Source organism: Streptomyces sp. NPDC001668, assembly GCF_042893155.1.
GTDB lineage: Bacteria > Actinomycetota > Actinomycetes > Streptomycetales > Streptomycetaceae > Streptomyces.
The window spans coordinates 62,221-79,568 of sequence record NZ_JBIAUQ010000020.1; the positions used below are offsets into that span (position 1 = coordinate 62,221).

Genomic DNA, 17,348 nt, shown 5'->3' on the forward strand with positions numbered 1-17,348 from the left:
TGCCTCCTCAGTACTTCAGACCGGCGTTCACCGGCGCTCCGTGCCGCGGCCCGTACGGCGCGTGCTCCAGCCACGCGCCGCACCACGGCAGCACCGGCGCGAGCGCGGCCGCCGCACGCTGCCGGGCCCGGACGATCCGGCGCCGGGGCCGCAGATGGTCCAGCGCGGCACCGGCCGCCGCACTGTTGAACAGCGCCGCGGACCGCCGTACCTCCGCGAAGTCCTCGACCGTCCCACCGACGACGGCGTCCGCGGCGGCCGCGGCGTCCGCGATGCCGCTGTTCATGCCCCGCGCCCCGAACGGCGGGAAGAGATGCGCCGCCTCCCCGACCAGCAGCACCCGCCGGTGCGGATCGGTGAAGGAGACGGCCACCTTGCGCAGGAACCGGTACGTCGACACCCACAGGACGCGATCCCCGTACCCCTCGCCCGCGACCGCCGGCAGCCAGCGCCGTACGGCCTCCTCCGTCCCGAACTCCTCCTCCAGGTCGTCGTCCCGGCACTGCAGGTCGACCTGGAAGCCCCCGGTGAACGGCACCCGCATCACACTGCGGCCGCCGGCGCCGGGATGCTCGTAGTGGAAGATCCGCTCGGGCGGCGGCTCGGCACCCGGGGCATGGGCCACGTCGACGACCACATGGAAGCCCTCGCCCCGCTCGCCCTCCATGGCGATGCCCAGGGCGCCCCGTACGGCGGACCGGGCGCCGTCGGCGGCCACGGCGTACTCGCAGCTCCACTCCCGGCCGTCGGCGCAGCCCAGCCACACCCCGCTCGCGCTCGTGCGGACGCCCAGCACCCGTGCCTCCCACGCGAACTCCACGCCCGCCCGCTCGCACGCGGCCCGCAGGAAGCGCTCGGTGTCCACCTGGCGCAGGCTGGTGAAGGGCGGCGGGCCCTCCCTCGGCGGATAGGTGCGGGAGTACACCTCGCGCCCCCGGTACAGGGTCCTTCTGGTCCGCCAGGTCTGCCCGTAGGCGGTGATCTCGCCGGCCAGTCCCGGCTGCATCCCGTCCAGCAGGGCGAGCGTCTCGCGGTGCACGAACAGGGCCCGGCTGCCCGGCCGTTCACGGTCCTTCGGATCCGCCTCCAGCAGTACGACCTCCCGGCCGCGCGCCCGCAGCGCGAGCGCCGCCGACAGGCCCACGGGCCCGGCGCCGACCACCACGACCGGTGTCACGCGCGCGCACCCTCCGCCAGCATCCGGGTGATCTCGACCCGCTTCACCTTCCAGGTCGCGGTCATCGGCAGCTCCTCGAACCGCCACTGCCGCGGCTCGGCCATCGCCGGCAGATCCGCCGTCGCCTCCCGCCAGCGCTCCGGGTCCAGCGGCCGGTCCCCGCGCACGCACACCACCGGCACCGGCTCCCGGTCCGCACCCGGCACGATCACGACCTCCCGCAACTCCTCCAGACGCTCCATCAGGGCGTCCTCGACCTCCAGACTGCTGGGCACGGAGTCGATCCGGTCGATCTCCCGGTCGATCAGATGCAGGGTGCCCAGGCGACTGCGGTAGCCCATGTCGCCCATCTCCCACCAGCCGTCGTGGAGTTGGCGGTCGTAGCGGTCCTGCGAGCCGAGATAGGTGAGGATGCGGCCCCTGGTCCGGGCCTCGATGCGGCCGCTCGTCCCGGCGGCCACCCGCTCACCGCCCGGACCCGTCACCCGCACACGCGTGAAGCCGGGTATGCCGATCCCGACCCGCCGCCCGTCCGCGCGCGCAGCGCTGCGCCGGGTGAACCACTGGAAGGCCACCGGTCCCGTCTCGCTCTGCCCGTACAGCTGGATCAGCCAGGGCGTACGGCGCTTCGAGGCGTTCAGCAGCCGCCGCACCGTACGCGGATGGATCGCGTCGAACGTCGAGCCGTACGACCGCACCCGCGACAGCGGAGCGCCGGGCGCGTCGGCCAGCTCCTCCCACAGCACGAAGGTGTTGGGATGCGTCTCCACGATGCCGGGCCGGTGCCGGGTGAACAGCGGCCCCACGGCGGCCGGGTCCGGGTCGGTGATCAGCACCAGGGGGCTGCCGAAGTGCAGCAGGACGCCGAGCAGATGGTAGAAGCGCGAGTGCACGAACGACATGTGCAGCGCCGCGGTCTCCCCGCGCGTCGGCCATCCCATCGCCTTCTGCGGCACGAGCCGGTTCCACATGGTGTTCGCGCAGTGCACGGCGAGCTTGGGCAGACCGGTCGTGCCCGAACTGTGGGTGATCAGCGCCGGTTCGCGCGGGTGCAGGCGCACCGGAGGCGGGGGCTCGCTGCCCGCGTACCTCTCCAGCGGCTCGGCCCCCGGCGCCTCGTCCACGGCGAGGACCTGCCGCACCCGCAGGCCGACACCCTTCAGCGGCCCTTCCAGCTTGGCCCGGTCGGTGACCAGCCACGGCTGCCTGAGCCGTTCGATCAACTCCCCGACCACCTCACCGGCCAGGCCGGGGGAGAGCAGCACGGGCACCGCGCCGATCCGGGAGACCGCGCAGGTCAGCAGCACGATGTCGACGTTGTCCGACTTGTGCACGACCACCTGCTCCGAGGGCCGCACGCCTGCCTCCCAGAGGCGTCCGGACAGCTCCTCGACGACCTCCGCCAGCGCCGGGTAGGTCAGATCGACACCGAGGGCGGGGTGGGTGTCCAGCGGCCGGTCCAGGGTGACGAAGACGGCACCGTGCCGGTCGGCCGCCCGGCGGAACACCGGGCCCAGGTAGAACCCCCGGTCGGCGAAGGGGGGTTGCTGTTCTTGCATGGGGCCGTTCCTCTCTGCGGTGCCTCTACGCTGCTTGTGCGGTGCTCTCGATGGGGTCACCAGGCGCCCCGGCGGACCAGATGCCGGCGGAGCTTGCCGGTGGGGGTGCGGGGGAGCGAGGGGACGAGGCTCACGCTTCTGGGCACCTTGAAGGCGGCCAGCTCCGCGCGGGCCAGCCGGAGCAGGTCCTCCTGGAGGCTCCCGTCCGGGGCCGGGGCGACGGGCACCACGAAGGCCCGCAGCCGGCTCACCCCCCGCCCGTCGGTGACGGCCACGACGGCGACCTCCCGCACCGCCGGGTGGGTGCGCAGTACGGCCTCCACCTCCAGCGGCGAGACGGTGATGCCGCCGACCATCTCCATGTCGTCGGCGCGGCCCAGGTGCCGGAAGGTGCCGTCGGGTTCGCGGACCGCCCGGTCACGGGTGGCCAGCCAGCCGCGGACCAGGGTGCGCCCGGTCTCCTCGGGCCGGTTGAGATAGCCGGGCGTCACCGTGGGGCCACGCACCCACAGTTCGCCCTCCGTGCCGTCCGGGACCGGGTGGCCCGCGCGGTCGCGCAGCTCCACCTCGAAGCCCGGCACGGGGCGGCCCACGGTGCCCGGGTGGTGGTGGTCGAAGCTGTTGGCGCAGAAGGCGTGACCGGCCTCGGTGGAGCCGATCTGCTCAAGCACCGGCGCGCCGAGCAGGTCCTCGACCCGCCTGCCCAGCTCCTCCGGAAGCCCCTCACCGGCCGACACCGCGGCCCGTACCGAGGCGAAGCACCCCTCGTGCCCGCTGCCCCGGTCGGCCACCAGCGCGGCGTACGCCGACGGGACCGAGTACAGCAGTGTCACCCGGTGCCGGACCACCAGCTCGTCCACGGCCGCCGGGGTCGGGCGCCGGTCCACCAGGACGGCGGAGGAACCGGAGAACAGCGGGAAGACGAACGCGTTCCCGAAGCCGTAGGCGAAGTACAGCCTCGACACCGAGAGCGTCACGTCGTCCGCGGTCACCCTGAGCAGCCGCCGCCCGATCAGGTCGTGGTACGCCTTCGGGTCGCCGTGCGTGTGCACGACCCCCTTGGGACGGCCCGTGGTGCCCGACGTGTACTGGACGTACAACGGCGTGTGCGCGTCGACCGGGTGGGCGGGCGCCGGCCCGGCGGAGGCGGTGAGCGCCAGCAGCTGGTCGGCGCCGAGCCGGGGCCGCCCGGCGAACCGGTCCTCGAGACCCGGCCCCGTCACACACAGCGCGGCTTCGGCGTCCGCGGCCATGAACGCGTGGTCCGCCGCGGGGAGCTCCGGGTTGACGAGGACGGCGACCGCTCCGAGACGCGCGACGGCGAGGAAGGCCGCCACCCAGGCGATCCCGTCCGGCAACGCCAGCACCACCCGGTCACCCGCCCCGACGCCGTGACCGGCGAGCACGGTGGCCGCCCGGGCCGCGAGCGCGTGCACCTCACCGTGGGTCCAGGCCCGGTGGCCCTGGTGGAAGGCGGGCCGGTCCACCCAGCCGCGCCGCTCGGCGAGATCGGCGAGCTGGGCGGCGAGGTTGCCGGGGGCGGCGTCGAAACCGGCCGGGGACAGCACGGACTGCGCAGTCGTCATCGGACGGTCTCCTCGGTGGCCGTGGCCGGATGTCCGCCGCGGGCATCCGCGCGGACCGCCGTGTGCCGCCGCTGCTCCGCCGTCCGCTCCGCGGTGTGCAGGTGCAGGGCTGTCATCTGGGCCGCGGTCTTCAGCAGCATCTCGTCGTACTCGGCGACCGGATCGGAGTCGAGGACGATGGCGCCCCCGGCACCCAGCTGCATCAGCCCGTCGGCGAACACCGCCGTACGGATCACGATGCTGAGATCCGCGCCCCCACCGCACCCGAGATAACCCAGGGCGCCGGAGTAGACCCCACGGGCCTCGGTCTCCAGGGAGTCGATGATCTCCATCGTGCGCAGCTTCGGCGCCCCGGTCATCGAGCCGCCGGGGAAACACGCCCGCACGCACTTCACCGCGTCGATCCCCTCCCGCAGCCGCCCCTCCACGGTGGACACGAGCTGGTGCACGGTCGCGTACGTCTCCGTGGCCATCAGCCGGGTCACCCGCACCGACCCGGTCCGGCACACCTTGCCCAGGTCGTTGCGGAGCAGGTCGACGATCATCAGGTTCTCGGCGCGCGTCTTGGCGTCGGCCGCCAGCGCGTCCCGCAGCCGGGCGTCCTCCTCCGGCCCGGCCCCGCGCGGCGCGGTGCCCTTGATGGGCCGGGCCTCGGCGACCCCGTCCGGGGTGATCCGCAGGAACCGCTCGGGCGAGGAACCGGCCACGTCGACCTCCCCGAACCTCAGGAACGCCGCGTAGGGGGCCGGGTTGACCCGGCGCAGCACCCGGTAGAACTCGTACGCGTCCGGCGGGGCGGGTAACCGGGCCGCGTTCGTCAGACAGACCTCGTAACTGGTGCCCGCGCGCAGCTCACGTCCACAGGCCTCGATGTCGGCGAGATAGCCCGCCCGGTCCCGCGCCAGCCAGGGCTCGGCGGCCTCGAGACCGGCGCCGGTCTCCGTGGCGGGGCCGGTGGGTGTGGTGGCCGCGCCGGGTGTGCCGGGCGCCGACAGAGCCGGTGCCGCCGCCCGGTCCGGCTCGGTGGCGACGAAGGTCAGCTGGGCCAGCGCGCTCTCCAGCCAGTCCTCGGCCTCCCGCGCGGCCTGCGGGGTGTCCTCGGCCAGGCAGACCGCGTAGGTGAACCTCCTCAGATGGTCCACGGCGATCAGCCGGTCGGCGAACAGCCAGCAGGCGTCCGGGACATCGGAGGTGTGCCGGTTCGGTGACCCGCAGTCGGCCTTCGTCTCGTAGCCGAAGTACCCGACATAGCCGCCGGTGAAGTCGAAGGGCAGTCCGGCGCCGTCCACCCGGCGGCTCGTCAACTGCCGCCCGAGATAGTCGAACACGCTCGCCGCGACCTTCCGCGTCGGCCGCCCGGCCCGCTCGATCTCGCACCGGCCGCTCTCGACGTCGTAGCGGACGAACTCCGCGAGCGGACCGCTGTCGTCCCCGAAGAACGAGAACCGTGCACGCCCCTCCTCGACCAGCGCGCTGTCCAGCCAGAACGCCCGCCGCGACGCCGCGTACATCCGGGTGAAGGCGGCCTCCGTGTCGACCGCGCCGGCTATGCGACGCGTGTGCAGCCGATACGCGGGAGCGGCCTGCCGGGGCCGCGGGACGATCCGCGAGGGCCGGGGGACGACCGCCTCGGGCGGGGGCACGGCGGTGTTCTTCGTGCGCGGTCTGCGGGCCCGTTCCGCCGTGAGGTTGCGGAAGTTGACCAGCATGCGGTGGCCGTACTCGGTGAGCACGGACTCCGGATGGAACTGCACACCCCACACCGGCCGGCTGCGATGCCTGAGCCCCATCAGGACACCGTCCTCGGCCCAGGCGGTTGGCTCCAGCGTCGGCGGAAGCGGCTCGGGCACGGCCAGGGAGTGGTAGCGGACCGCGGTGAAGTCCTGCGGCAGCCCCCGGAACAGGTCCCGCCCGTCGTGCCGGACCACGGACAGATGTCCGTGCCGCGGCTCCGGGGCGGGCTCCACCCGGCCCCCTTCCCCGAGCGCGATGCCCTGGTGCCCCAGACAGACGCCCAGCACGGGGATCGACGACTCGGCGAGCACGGCGCCGCTCAGTCCGAAGTCACGTGAGGCGGCCGGGTGCCCGGGTCCGGGCGAGATCACGACATTGTCGAACCGCCCGAGGTATTCCCCGAGCTCGGAAAGACCGCCGACCTCGTCGTTCAGGACGACGACCGGTTCCTCACCGTTGACCTCGGCGACCAGCTGGAACAGGTTGTACGTGTACGAGTCGTAATTGTCGATGAGCAGGGTCTTCACCCGCCCACCTCCCTCAGTTCGTTCCGGACCTATGCGGTCCGTCTTTTGTGCCGTCCGCGAAGGGCCTGAAGCGGCGGATACAGCCATTTCCTGAAGAAACGCTGGAGCCGAGGCATGAGAATCCAGGTGACGAGAGCCGTCACACACAGGCACAACAGCAGTGTGCGGACCAGCGGATTGAGTCCGCCGAGATAAGGAAGAACAATCAGATTGAACAGGAGCACCGGCGGAAAAACCGCGCTCATGTTCACGAACCACAGTTTCCATTTCGCCGGCGGCACGGGCGCTTTCGGTGTGGCGGTCTGGGACTCGAACCACATCTTGGAGCCCCGCACACTCCTGCGCTCCGTCTCCCGGGCGAAGCCCACCGCCCGGGCGTCCCACTGGGTCCGGGCGGCCGAATCCTCCCAGGCCCGAGCCGCTCCCTCGCTGACGAAGCGATAGACCACATGCCACTCCGCCTCTCGGTCGACAAGAACGCCACCCCCCAGGAAGCCCGGCTGCTGCGAACTCGCGGCCAGCATGGCCCACCCCCACGAATGGAAGTCGGCCTCACGGCCCGGCACCACGTGAAAGGCCACGGTGACGGTGACGGGATTACTGCTCACCCCGTCGTATACGCAAGACCTTCACCGTACGTTCAAATATTCAACGAGAGTCTTTTCGGGTGTCCGGATCGTGACTCTTTATCGGCCTTTCGGTCGCCATGACTCACTCTGCCGAGTTGTTCCGAAAGCAACTCGCCCGGCCCTCACGGAATTCGGGCGGGAGATTGCGGAGCGCTATTCGCCGGGGCCTCTCCGAACCTGGCCAGCGCCAACGCCCCCACGACGGCCACCGCGAAACCCAGCACCGCGGCCCACGCCAGCCCCTCCCGGGTACGGTCCCCGAGCCACACCACGCCCACCAGCGCGGGCCCGATCGTCTCCCCGATCACCATCCCGGCGGTCGCCGTCGTCACCGACCCCTGCCGCAGCGCCGAGGTCAGCGACAGAAAGGCCGCGGCACCGCCGACGAGAAGCGCGTACGTCGCCGGATCGGCCACCAGTGCGGACGGCGCGAGCGAGTCGATCAGCCGCACCGCCACCTCGACCACCCCGAACCCGAAACCCGCCCCCAGTCCGAGCGCCAGCGCCCGCCCCCGCTCCGGCAGCCGCCCACCCAGCAGCGCGAGCGCCAGCACGGTCAGGGCCGTTGCGAGCATCGCGTACGCCAAGGCCGCGGGACCGCCTTGGTCGCCCTCCGTGCCGGACGCGATCCCCAGCAGCGCCATCCCCGCGCACACCACCCCGACCGCGCCCCACTCGCCGCCGCTCAGCCGAACCCGCAGCAGCCGAGCCGACACCACCGCGGTCACCGCGAGACTCGACGCGAGCGCCGCGCCGACCGCGTAGATCGGGACCGACCGCAGCGCCGCGATCTGCAACAGGAACCCGACCCCGTCCAGGGCCAGCCCCGCCAGATACCGCCACTGCCTGACCGCCCGCAGGAACAGCGTCACCGCGAACGCCGTCCCCGCGCCGTCACCGCCGCCCGCGTCCGCCGTCCGCGCCGCCATCGCCTGCAGCACGGTGGCCGTTCCGAAGCAGACCGCGGCACCGAGAGCGCACACCATTCCAAAGAGCACGAAGTGACCTTAGGGGAGGGGGACAGGCGCGGCTGCCCCCGGTCGGGCTCCCCGATCCGCGAGCCCGGTGAAAACGCGTTGCCGCTCCTCGTCCCACCGCGTTACCGTCGGCCCACTCTGACGCACACGCTCTCTGGAACCATCGCCGCAGAACGGGAGCAGGTCCACGCACAGCGCGTGGCACCACGGAGGGGCGGCACCGGATCCGGCCGACCGGCGGATCCTGTACGCCCTCCGGAGGACTCTCTCGTGAACATCGGCCTCGGCCTTCCCATCGACGACCCCGCCCAGCTGCTCACCTGGGCCCGGCGCGCCGACGCGGGCCCCTTCAGCACCCTCGGCCTGCTCGACCGGCTCGTCTACGACAACCCCGAGCCCCTCGTCACCCTGGCGACCCTGGCCGGCGCCACCTCCCGCATCCGTGTCCAGACCGAGGTGCTGATCGCGCCCCTGCACAGCACCGCCCTCCTCGCCAAGCAGACCGCGACCCTCGACCGCCTCTCCGGCGGCCGCTTCACACTCGGCATCGGCGTCGGAGGCCGCGAGGACGACTGCCTGGCCGCCGGTGTCGACCTCCACCGCCGGGGCCGCCGCCTCGACGAACAGCTGACCCTGCTGCGCCGCGCCTGGTCCGGCGAGCCCTACGGCGAAGGCGTCGGCCCCATCGGCCCCGCCCCCACCACCCCCGGCGGCCCCGAGGTCCTGTTCGGCGGCTTCGCCCCCGCCGCCCTGGACCGCGTCGGCCGCTTCGGCGACGGCTTCCTCGGCGCCGCTCTGCCGCCCTCCTTCATGTCCGACCTGTTCCGCGCCGCCGAAGCGTCCTGGCAGAAACACGACCGCCCCGGCCGCCCCCGCCTGGTCGCGCAGGCGAACATCGCTCTGGGCCCGGACACCACCCTGGAAGTCGCCCGCCGCAACCTCCGCGACTACTACGCCTTCAGCGGCCACGTCGAGTACATGGAGGCCGGCCTTCTCACCACCGCTCGGCAGATCCGCGAGGCCGTCGACGCCTACGTCGGCATCGGCGCCGACGAGGTGATGCTCTACTGCTGGGCCTCGGACCCCGACCAGATCGACCGCCTCGCCGACACGCTGTTCTGACGTCCACCGCACGCCACGGCTTCGGGGCCCGGAGACCCCGGCCCGGCCTCGAAGCCGTCGCTCGCATGGTGGACGCCGCACAGGTGCCCTTCGACGCGGCCGGTAGGCTGGCCGACAGGCCGTGACTGGCGCGCTGGGATGGGACGGACCATCGGGGAGCGGCCTGTGAGTGACCAAGTGCCGTGCGCCTGGGCCGAACCGTGATCCGTGACCGCTTCAAGCCACGCAGCCCGGAGGCCGCCATGTCAGAGCAGCAGCCCCTGTCCACCGAGTCCACGGCCTTCCGCGCCGCCCTCGACGTGATCCGCGCCGTCGAGCCGCGCGTCGCCGACGCCATCGGCCAGGAGGTCCACGACCAGCGCGAGATGCTCAAGCTGATCGCCTCCGAGAACTACGCCTCCCCGGCCACCCTCCTCGCGATGGGCAACTGGTTCAGCGACAAGTACGCCGAGGGCACGGTCGGCCGCCGCTTCTACGCCGGCTGCCGCAACGTCGACACCGTCGAGTCCCTGGCCGCCGAGCACGCCAAGGAGCTCTTCGGCGCCCGCCACGCCTATGTCCAGCCGCACTCCGGCATCGACGCCAACCTCGTCGCCTTCTGGTCCGTCCTCGCCCAGCGCATCGAGGTCCCCGCGCTGGAGAAGGCCGGCGTCCGCCAGGTCAACGACCTCTCCGACGCCGACTGGGCCGAGCTCCGCCAGGCCTTCGGCAACCAGCGCATGCTCGGCATGTCCCTGGACGCCGGCGGCCACCTCACCCACGGCTTCCGCCCGAACATCTCCGGCAAGATGTTCGACCAGCGCTCCTACGGCACCGACCCCGCCACCGGCCTCGTCGACTACGACGCCCTGCGCGCCTCGGCCCGCGAGTTCAAGCCGCTGATCATCGTCGCCGGCTACTCGGCCTACCCCCGCCTGGTGAACTTCCGGATCATGCGCGAGATCGCCGACGAGGTCGGCGCCACGCTCATGGTCGACATGGCCCACTTCGCCGGTCTCGTCGCCGGCAAGGTCCTCACCGGCGACTTCGACCCGGTCCCGCACGCCCAGATCGTCACCACGACCACCCACAAGTCCCTGCGCGGCCCGCGCGGCGGCATGGTGCTGTGCGACGACTCCCTCAAGGACCAGGTCGACCGCGGCTGCCCGATGGTCCTCGGCGGCCCGCTCCCGCACGTCATGGCCGCCAAGGCCGTCGCCCTGGCCGAGGCCAGGCAGCCCTCCTTCCAGGACTACGCCCAGCGGATCGTCGACAACTCCCGCGCCCTGGCCGAGGGCCTGATGCGCCGCGGCGCCACCCTGGTCACCGGCGGCACCGACAACCACCTCAACCTGATCGACGTGGCCTCCTCCTACGGCCTCACCGGCCGCCAGGCCGAGGCCGCCCTGCTCGAGTCGGGCATCGTCACCAACCGCAACGCCATCCCGGCCGACCCCAACGGCGCCTGGTACACCTCCGGCATCCGCATCGGCACCCCCGCCCTGACCACCCGTGGTCTCGGCACCGCCGAGATGGACGAGGTCGCCGGTCTCATCGACCGCGTCCTCACCACCACGGAGCCGGGCACCACCAAGTCGGGCGCCCCCTCCAAGGCCCAGCACATCCTGGACCCGAAGGTCGCGGACGAGATCTCCCGCCGGGCCACCGACCTCGTGGCCGGCTTCCCGCTCTACCCGGAGATCGACCTCGGCTGACCCACGTCCTCTCTTGAGTTGTCACAGACCGGTGACTCCTAGAGATCGATGAGTTCCTGGCGTGGCTCCTCCCGCGGCGGCCCGGCTCCCGGCCCGGCCGCCGCGCGGCGTATCAGACGCGTGCCACCGACTCCGGCCGCGAAGCCCACGACCAGCCCCGGCACCGCCCACCACACACCGCGCTCCGGGCCCGCCGCACCCTTGGAACCCTCGTCCTGCCCCTCCCCGGCACCGCCCGCGAGGCCCACCCGGTCCAACTGATCGAAGACCGCCCGCGGAGCCCGGTGCCAACGGATGTCGTCGTCCTCCCGCTCCGGCGCCGGATCCGAGCGCACCCACGGTGTGCCGTCCCCCGCCAGGAACAGCTGGTCCTGGCGCGCCATCGCCACATCACCACCCGGCGCCGAATCCGTCCGAGGCCGGCCGCCGACCCCGGTCAGCCCCCACAGCACGGTGAACCGCACCGCCGGATACCGGCCCTTCTCCCAGGCGTCCGAGACCCGCTCGGTGGCGGTGTACGTCGGCTCCAGGAGCTGCCACAGGCGAGTGAAGTACGGTTCGTCGGCACGCACGGCCCGCGTGCGGCCGGAGCCGCCGGTGACGACCATCGCCAGGTCAGGCCTGTCCAGGCCCGCCTCCCGCGTCGGCGGTGTCGCCGCGTCGGCCGCGGGTGCGGTGAGCACGGTCACCACCGCGGCCAATGGCGCGAGTGCCGCGAGCGCCCTGCGCGGCCCGGGCCGCGGTTCTCCGAGTCTGTTCCGCACTGCCATCCCCCTCGATCGACTCAGCCTCGCTTCCTCAAGCTCGCGAGCACGTCCTTTCGTCACACATCGCGTAAATCCCAGCGCCCGTCCGCGAGCCGCGTGTCACTTCTGGTACACCGGGCGGCACGCCGGGTTTCCCACTTCGCGGGCACTGATCCAAGGGCCGTCGGCCCGGCGGTCCGCTGCCGGCCCCCCTCCCGCGTCCTCACACGATGGGTGCACCGCCCGGACCGAATCGGTTCCCACCCGTGGCACATCTGTTTCCGACCGGTTCCGGATCGGCCCCCCACACCTGAGAGAATGGTGGGCATGGCCTCTGATCGTCCCCGCGTGCTCTCCGGAATCCAGCCCACCGCAGGCTCGTTCCACCTCGGCAACTACCTCGGCGCCGTGCGCCAGTGGGTGGCCCTCCAGGAGTCCCACGACGCGTTCTACATGGTCGTCGACCTGCACGCGATCACGGTTCCGCAGGACCCGAAGGAGCTCACGGCCAACACCCGCCTGGCCGCCGCCCAGCTCCTCGCCGCGGGTCTCGACCCCGAGCGCTGCACGCTCTTCGTCCAGAGCCACGTCCCCGAGCACGCCCAGCTCGCCTGGGTCATGAACTGCCTCACCGGCTTCGGCGAGGCCTCCCGCATGACCCAGTTCAAGGACAAGTCCGCCCGGCAGGGCGCCGACAGCGCGAGCGTCGGCCTGTTCACGTACCCGATCCTCCAGGTCGCGGACATCCTGCTCTACCAGGCCAACGAGGTCCCGGTGGGCGAGGACCAGCGTCAGCACGTCGAGCTGACCCGCGACCTCGCCACCCGCTTCAACGGCCGCTTCGGCGAGACCTTCACGATCCCGAAGCCGTACATCCTCAAGGAGACGGCGAAGATCTACGACCTCCAGGACCCGTCGATCAAGATGAGCAAGTCGGCGTCCACGCCGAAGGGCCTCATCAACCTCCTCGACGAGCCGAAGGCCACCGCCAAGAAGGTCAAGAGCGCGGTCACGGACACCGACACCGTCATCCGCTACGACGCCGAGAACAAGCCGGGCGTCAGCAACCTCCTCACCATCTACTCGACCCTGACCGGCACCGGCATCCCCGAGCTGGAGCGGCAGTACGAGGGCAAGCTCTACGGCGCGCTCAAGACGGACCTCGCCGAGGTCGTCGTCGAGTTCGTGACGCCGTTCCGGGAGCGCACCCAGCAGTACCTGGACGACCCGGAGACGCTGGACTCGCTCCTGGCCAAGGGCGCCGAGAAGGCCCGCGCGGTCGCCGCCGAGACCCTCTCGCAGACGTACGAGAAGGTGGGTTTCCTGCCCGCCAAACACTGATCGCCGGGACAGCCCGTCGGCACCGGCCGCCGGGCACCGGGCGTACCACCGCACACCAGCACCACCGGGCAGAGCGCTGCACATCACTATGCCTGCGCCTGCCCACAGCACAGCCGTGGCCGTACAGTCGATAGCCGGACGGCTGGGAACGAATCCGACAGGACGACAGGGACGAACAGGAGACGACGTGGGGACCGTAACGATCGGTGTGTCGATCGCGGTCCCGGAGCCTCACGGCAGCCTGCTCCAGGAGCGGCGCGCGGGCTTCGGCGACGCCGCGGCTCACGGCATCCCCACCCATGTCACCCTGCTGCCGCCCACAGAAGTCGCGGACACCGCGCTGACCGCCATCGAGGCGCACCTCACCGAGGTCGCCGCCGCGGGCCGGCCGTTCCCGATGAAGCTGGCCGGCACCGGCACCTTCCGGCCGCTGTCACCGGTCGTGTTCGTCCAGGTCGCCCAGGGCGCCGAGGCCTGCACCTGGCTCCAGAAGCAGGTCCGTGACGCCTCGGGGCCGGTCGCGCGGGAACTCCAGTTCCCGTACCACCCGCACGTCACGGTGGCCCACGGCATCGACGAGGCGGCCATGGACCGCGCCTTCGAGGAGCTGGCCGACTTCGAGGCCGAGTGGCCGTGCACCGGCTTCGCGCTCTACGAGCAGGGCGCCGACGGGGTGTGGCGCAAGCTGCGCGAGTTCACCTTCGGGGGGTCGGTCGTGCCGCCCCAGGCCGGCCACGTGGAGCGCGGCTCCCTGCCCACGAGCCAGCTGTAACTCCCGATACAGCCGCTGTGACGGCAGTTCCACCAGCCCATACCTGTCGTCACACCGGCAGGCGGCGGAGCACCGCCCGCGGCAGATGCCGCACCGCCGACATCACCACCCGAAGCACCCCCGGTACCCACACCGTCTCCGAACGGCGCCGCAGCCCCAGCTCGATCGCCGTCGCCACGGCCTCCGGGGTGGTCGTGAGGGGCCCTCGCTCCGGACCGGCCGTCGTCCTCGACCGCACGAACCCGGGGCGTACGACCATGACGTGCACGCCCGTGCCGTGGAGTGCGTCGCCCAGACCCTGGGCGAAGACGTCGAGGCCGGCCTTGCTGGAGCCGTAGATGAAGGTGTCGCGGCGGGCCCGCTCCGCGGCGACGGAGGAGAGCACGACGAGCGAGCCGTGCCCCTGGGCCTGCAACGCGCGCGCGGACACCAGGCCGGCCGAGACGGCACCCGTGTAGTTGGTCTGCGCGACCCGTACCGCCGCGATCGGGTCCCGCTCGTCGTGGGCCTGGTCGCCGAGGATCCCGAAGGCGAGCAGCACCATGCCGATGTCGCCCTCGGCGAACACCTTGCCGAGCACCGCCTCGTGGGAGGCGGGATCCAGCGCGTCGAAGGCGACGGTGTGGACCTCGGCCCCCAGGGACCGCAGTCCCGCGGCGGCCGACTCCAGGGCGGGGGAGGGGCGCCCCGCCAGCCACACCGTGCGGGTGCCGCGGACGACGAGACGGCGGACGGTGGCCAGCGCGATCTCGGACGTACCGCCGAGGACGAGCAGGGACTGGGGAAGGCCGAAGGCGTCCTTCACGAACAGATCCTTGGGAGACATGCCGGTGACCGTATCGCCGCTTCAGCGCCGATTCGATCTCGAACCTCACTACTCTCCCCGAAATGGGTGAGCGCGCCGCCCTGCCGTGTTCTCGGGGTACTCACACATCGGTCTTCCACCGGGAGGGCAGGATCCGATCATGGACTGGCTGAAGAAACTCCCCGTCGTCGGGCCGCTCTGGGTGCGTCTGACGGCCACGCACGCGTGGCGGTCGTACGAACGGCTGGACCGGGTGAAGTGGACCCGGCTGGCCGCGGCGATGACGTTCACCAGCTTCGTCGCACTGTTCCCGGTGCTCACGGTGGCCGCCGCGATCGCCGCCGCCACGCTCAGCACGGAGCAGCAGAACGACCTCCAGGACAAGATCGCCGACCAGGTGCCCGGCATCTCCGACCAGCTGAACATCGGCGACCTGGTGCAGAACGCCGGCACCGTCGGCCTCATCGCCGCGGCCGCGCTGCTGTTCACCGGCATCGGCTGGGCCGGCTCGATGCGCGAGTGCCTGCGCGCGGTGTGGGAGCTGCCCGACGAGGACGAGAACGCGATCCTGCGCAAGGGCAAGGACCTGGGCATCCTGGTCGGGCTCGGCGGCGCCGTCCTGGTCACGCTCGCCATCTCCACGGTCGCCTCCGCGCTGGTCGACCGGCTCGGCGGGGAACTCGGCCTCCAGGAGGGCGGCGCGGGCCGGCTCCTGCTGCGGATCGCCGCGTTCGTCATCGCCGTGCTCGCGGACTTCCTGCTCCTGCTGTACGTCCTGACCCTGCTGCCCGGGGTCGAGCCGGGGCGCCGCCGGCTCTTCGTCGCCGCGCTGACCGGAGCGGTCGGCTTCGAGCTGCTCAAGCTGCTGCTGAGCGGCTATATGCAGGGGGTGGCGACGAAGAGCATGTACGGCGCGTTCGGCGTCCCCGTCGCCCTGCTGCTGTGGATCAACTTCACGGCGAAACTGGTGCTGTTCTGCGCCGCGTGGACGGCGACGGGGAGCAAGGAGCAGGAGGTCACGGACGAGAGGAGCGACGACGTACCAGATCCGGCAGCGGCCAGCGGCGGTTGACGAGGAACGCGGCGCCCGCGAGCAGCACCAGGAGGCCGCCGGCGATCCCGAGGGCGGTCCCGACGCCTCCGGAGCGGCCGCCCGCCGTGGCGGACGTGACCGGCTTCGCGGAGGCCCCTGAGCCCGCGGAGTCCCCGGAGCCGCCCGAGCCGCCCCCGGCCTCACCGGAACCCTCCGACCGGCCGCTGGACCCCGTGGCGCCCTTCGGGGGCACCAGTTCACCCACCGGCTGCACCTTGCCGGCAGCCTTGAAGCCCCAGTCGAAGAGCTTCGCGGTCTCCTTGTAGACCTCGTTGTGCTCCTCCTTGGACGGGTTCATGACCGTGACGAGCAGCACCCGGCCGTTGCGCTCGGCGACCCCGGTGAAGGTGGCGCCGGCGTTGGTGGTGTTGCCGTTCTTCACACCTGCGATGCCCTGGTACTGCGCGATGTCGTAGTCGCCGCTCAGCAGCCGGTTGGTGTTCTGGATCGCGAAGGGCTTGCGGACGGTCTTGCCCTTCTTGTCCTTCTTCGTCTCGCCCGGGAACTGCGCGGTGACCGTCGAGCAGTACTCGCGGAAGTCCTTCTTCTGCAGCCCCGAGCGGGCGAACAGGGTCAGGTCGTAGGCGGAGGAGACCTGGCCCGGCGCGTCGTAGCCGTCGGGGCTGACCACGTGCGTGTCGAGGGCCTGGAGCTCCTCGGCGTGCTCGTTCATCTCCGTGACGGTCTTGGCGACGCCCTTGTTCATCGCGGACAGGACGTGCACCGCGTCGTTGCCGGAGCGAAGGAAGACACCGAGCCACAGGTCGTGGACCGTGTACGTCTCGCCCTCCTTTATGCCGACCAGGCTGGAGCCGGCGCCCATGCCCGCGAGGTCGGCGGGGACGACCTTGTGCTTCTCCGTCCTGGCGAACTTCGGCAGCACGGTGTCCGCGAAGAGCATCTTCATGGTGCTCGCCGGGGGCAGCCGCCAGTGCGCGTTGTGCGCGGCGAGCACGTCGCCGGACTCGGCGTCCGTGACGATCCAGGACCGCGCGGTGATGTCCTTCGGCAGCACCGGGACCCCGCTCGCGAGATTGACCTGGGTACCCGCCAGGCCGAGCCGCGTGCCGCCCACGGTCGACATCTTCGCCGGGGGAGTCGCGCTCGGGGAGGCGCTCGGTGACGGAGCGGGCGCCGCGAGCGCGAGAGGCGCGGTCAGCGCGAGGGACGACAGGGCGGCGGAGGTGACCAGCAGGGATCGCCCGGCGGTCTTCTTCAGGGGAGCGGACACGCTCAGGAACGTACATGCCGCGGACGGTGAAGTCCCGTCGCCCTCCCCACCCCGGCCGCCGGACCGGGCGGCGGACCGCGATACTGGACCCATGAAGCTCAGCCGCCCCGTCTCCTGGTTCCTGCTCGCCTTCGGGGTGTGGAGCTGGATCATCTGGATCACTTTCGTCAAGAACCTCGTCAAGGACGCCAGCGGGCTCGCGTTCGACGACGCGGGCGACCCGACGGGGTACTTCTGGGTGCACCTGCTGCTGGCCGTCGTCTCCTTCGTACTGGGGACGGTCGTCGGGCTCATCGGGTTGCGTGGAGTGCGCGCACTGCGCCGGAACTCACAGCCGACCCCCGAGAGTTAGCCC

15 protein-coding genes and 1 riboswitch are annotated in these 17,348 nt (G+C 72.0%); of the genes, 6 read left to right on the forward strand and 9 right to left on the reverse strand.

What is annotated here, in order from left to right; genetic code table 11:
- Nucleotides 1-7: 7 nt before the first annotated feature.
- The 6 genes from ACFYZ8_RS39950 to ACFYZ8_RS39975 form a co-directional block, all read right to left on the reverse strand.
- Nucleotides 8-1,177, reverse strand: a complete 1,170-nt coding sequence (locus ACFYZ8_RS39950; RefSeq protein WP_388541105.1) for an FAD-dependent oxidoreductase — start codon at nt 1,175-1,177, stop codon at nt 8-10.
- Nucleotides 1,174-2,736, reverse strand: coding sequence for a class I adenylate-forming enzyme family protein (locus ACFYZ8_RS39955; protein WP_388541108.1), 1,563 nt, complete (start codon nt 2,734-2,736; stop codon nt 1,174-1,176). The genes ACFYZ8_RS39950 and ACFYZ8_RS39955 overlap by 4 nt, the downstream gene beginning before the upstream one ends.
- A gap of 56 nt (nt 2,737-2,792) precedes the next feature.
- Nucleotides 2,793-4,322 (reverse strand): AMP-binding protein, encoded by a 1,530-nt coding sequence (locus tag ACFYZ8_RS39960; protein ID WP_388541111.1) that lies wholly within the window; start codon nt 4,320-4,322, stop codon nt 2,793-2,795.
- Entirely contained in the window at nt 4,319-6,583 is a 2,265-nt protein-coding gene (gene pabB / locus ACFYZ8_RS39965) for an aminodeoxychorismate synthase component I (RefSeq protein ID WP_388541112.1), read from the reverse strand. The genes ACFYZ8_RS39960 and pabB overlap by 4 nt, the downstream gene beginning before the upstream one ends.
- A gap of 29 nt (nt 6,584-6,612) precedes the next feature.
- The gene (locus ACFYZ8_RS39970) at nt 6,613-7,191 is read right to left on the reverse strand and encodes an antibiotic biosynthesis monooxygenase (protein ID WP_359036589.1); all 579 of its coding nucleotides are present in this window, start codon (nt 7,189-7,191) and stop codon (nt 6,613-6,615) included.
- A 143-nt stretch (nt 7,192-7,334) separates the two neighbouring features.
- On the reverse strand, nt 7,335-8,198 hold the full coding sequence (locus tag ACFYZ8_RS39975; protein WP_388541262.1) for a hypothetical protein: 864 nt from the start codon (nt 8,196-8,198) through the stop codon (nt 7,335-7,337).
- A 261-nt stretch (nt 8,199-8,459) separates the two neighbouring features.
- Between ACFYZ8_RS39975 and ACFYZ8_RS39980 the strand changes: the two genes are divergently transcribed.
- Entirely contained in the window at nt 8,460-9,311 is an 852-nt protein-coding gene (locus ACFYZ8_RS39980) for an LLM class flavin-dependent oxidoreductase (protein ID WP_388541115.1), read from the forward strand.
- A gap of 111 nt (nt 9,312-9,422) precedes the next feature.
- Nucleotides 9,423-9,512, forward strand: a riboswitch (ZMP/ZTP riboswitch).
- 41 nt (nt 9,513-9,553) lie between these two features.
- Nucleotides 9,554-11,005 carry a glycine hydroxymethyltransferase gene (locus ACFYZ8_RS39985; protein WP_359036585.1) on the forward strand — a complete coding sequence of 484 codons (1,452 nt, stop codon included), beginning with the start codon at nt 9,554-9,556 and terminating at the stop codon, nt 11,003-11,005.
- A 38-nt stretch (nt 11,006-11,043) separates the two neighbouring features.
- Here the strand turns inward: ACFYZ8_RS39985 and ACFYZ8_RS39990 are convergent, their stop codons facing one another.
- Nucleotides 11,044-11,688 (reverse strand): hypothetical protein, encoded by a 645-nt coding sequence (locus tag ACFYZ8_RS39990; RefSeq protein WP_388541265.1) that lies wholly within the window; start codon nt 11,686-11,688, stop codon nt 11,044-11,046.
- A gap of 390 nt (nt 11,689-12,078) precedes the next feature.
- On the opposite strand from ACFYZ8_RS39990, the gene trpS reads away from it, so the two are divergent.
- The gene (trpS, locus tag ACFYZ8_RS39995; protein ID WP_359036583.1) at nt 12,079-13,092 is read left to right on the forward strand and encodes a tryptophan--tRNA ligase; all 1,014 of its coding nucleotides are present in this window, start codon (nt 12,079-12,081) and stop codon (nt 13,090-13,092) included.
- Between the two features lie 187 nt (nt 13,093-13,279).
- Nucleotides 13,280-13,864, forward strand: a complete 585-nt coding sequence (locus ACFYZ8_RS40000) for a 2'-5' RNA ligase family protein (RefSeq protein WP_359036581.1) — start codon at nt 13,280-13,282, stop codon at nt 13,862-13,864.
- A gap of 49 nt (nt 13,865-13,913) precedes the next feature.
- On the opposite strand, the gene ACFYZ8_RS40005 is transcribed toward ACFYZ8_RS40000, so the two are convergent.
- A complete protein-coding gene (locus tag ACFYZ8_RS40005; RefSeq protein WP_359036703.1) occupies nt 13,914-14,669 on the reverse strand; it encodes a decaprenylphospho-beta-D-erythro-pentofuranosid-2-ulose 2-reductase in 756 nt (251 codons plus the stop codon).
- Between the two features lie 160 nt (nt 14,670-14,829).
- Between ACFYZ8_RS40005 and ACFYZ8_RS40010 the strand changes: the two genes are divergently transcribed.
- The gene (locus ACFYZ8_RS40010; protein WP_388541118.1) at nt 14,830-15,741 is read left to right on the forward strand and encodes a YihY/virulence factor BrkB family protein; all 912 of its coding nucleotides are present in this window, start codon (nt 14,830-14,832) and stop codon (nt 15,739-15,741) included.
- On the opposite strand, the gene ACFYZ8_RS40015 is transcribed toward ACFYZ8_RS40010, so the two are convergent.
- Nucleotides 15,686-16,993: a D-alanyl-D-alanine carboxypeptidase gene (locus ACFYZ8_RS40015; RefSeq protein WP_359036577.1), complete on the reverse strand. Its 1,308-nt coding sequence runs from the start codon at nt 16,991-16,993 to the stop codon at nt 15,686-15,688. The genes ACFYZ8_RS40010 and ACFYZ8_RS40015 overlap by 56 nt on opposite strands.
- Before the next feature lie 91 nt (nt 16,994-17,084).
- Between ACFYZ8_RS40015 and ACFYZ8_RS40020 the strand changes: the two genes are divergently transcribed.
- Nucleotides 17,085-17,345, forward strand: coding sequence for an SCO4848 family membrane protein (locus ACFYZ8_RS40020; RefSeq protein ID WP_007384221.1), 261 nt, complete (start codon nt 17,085-17,087; stop codon nt 17,343-17,345).
- Nucleotides 17,346-17,348 lie beyond the last annotated feature (3 nt).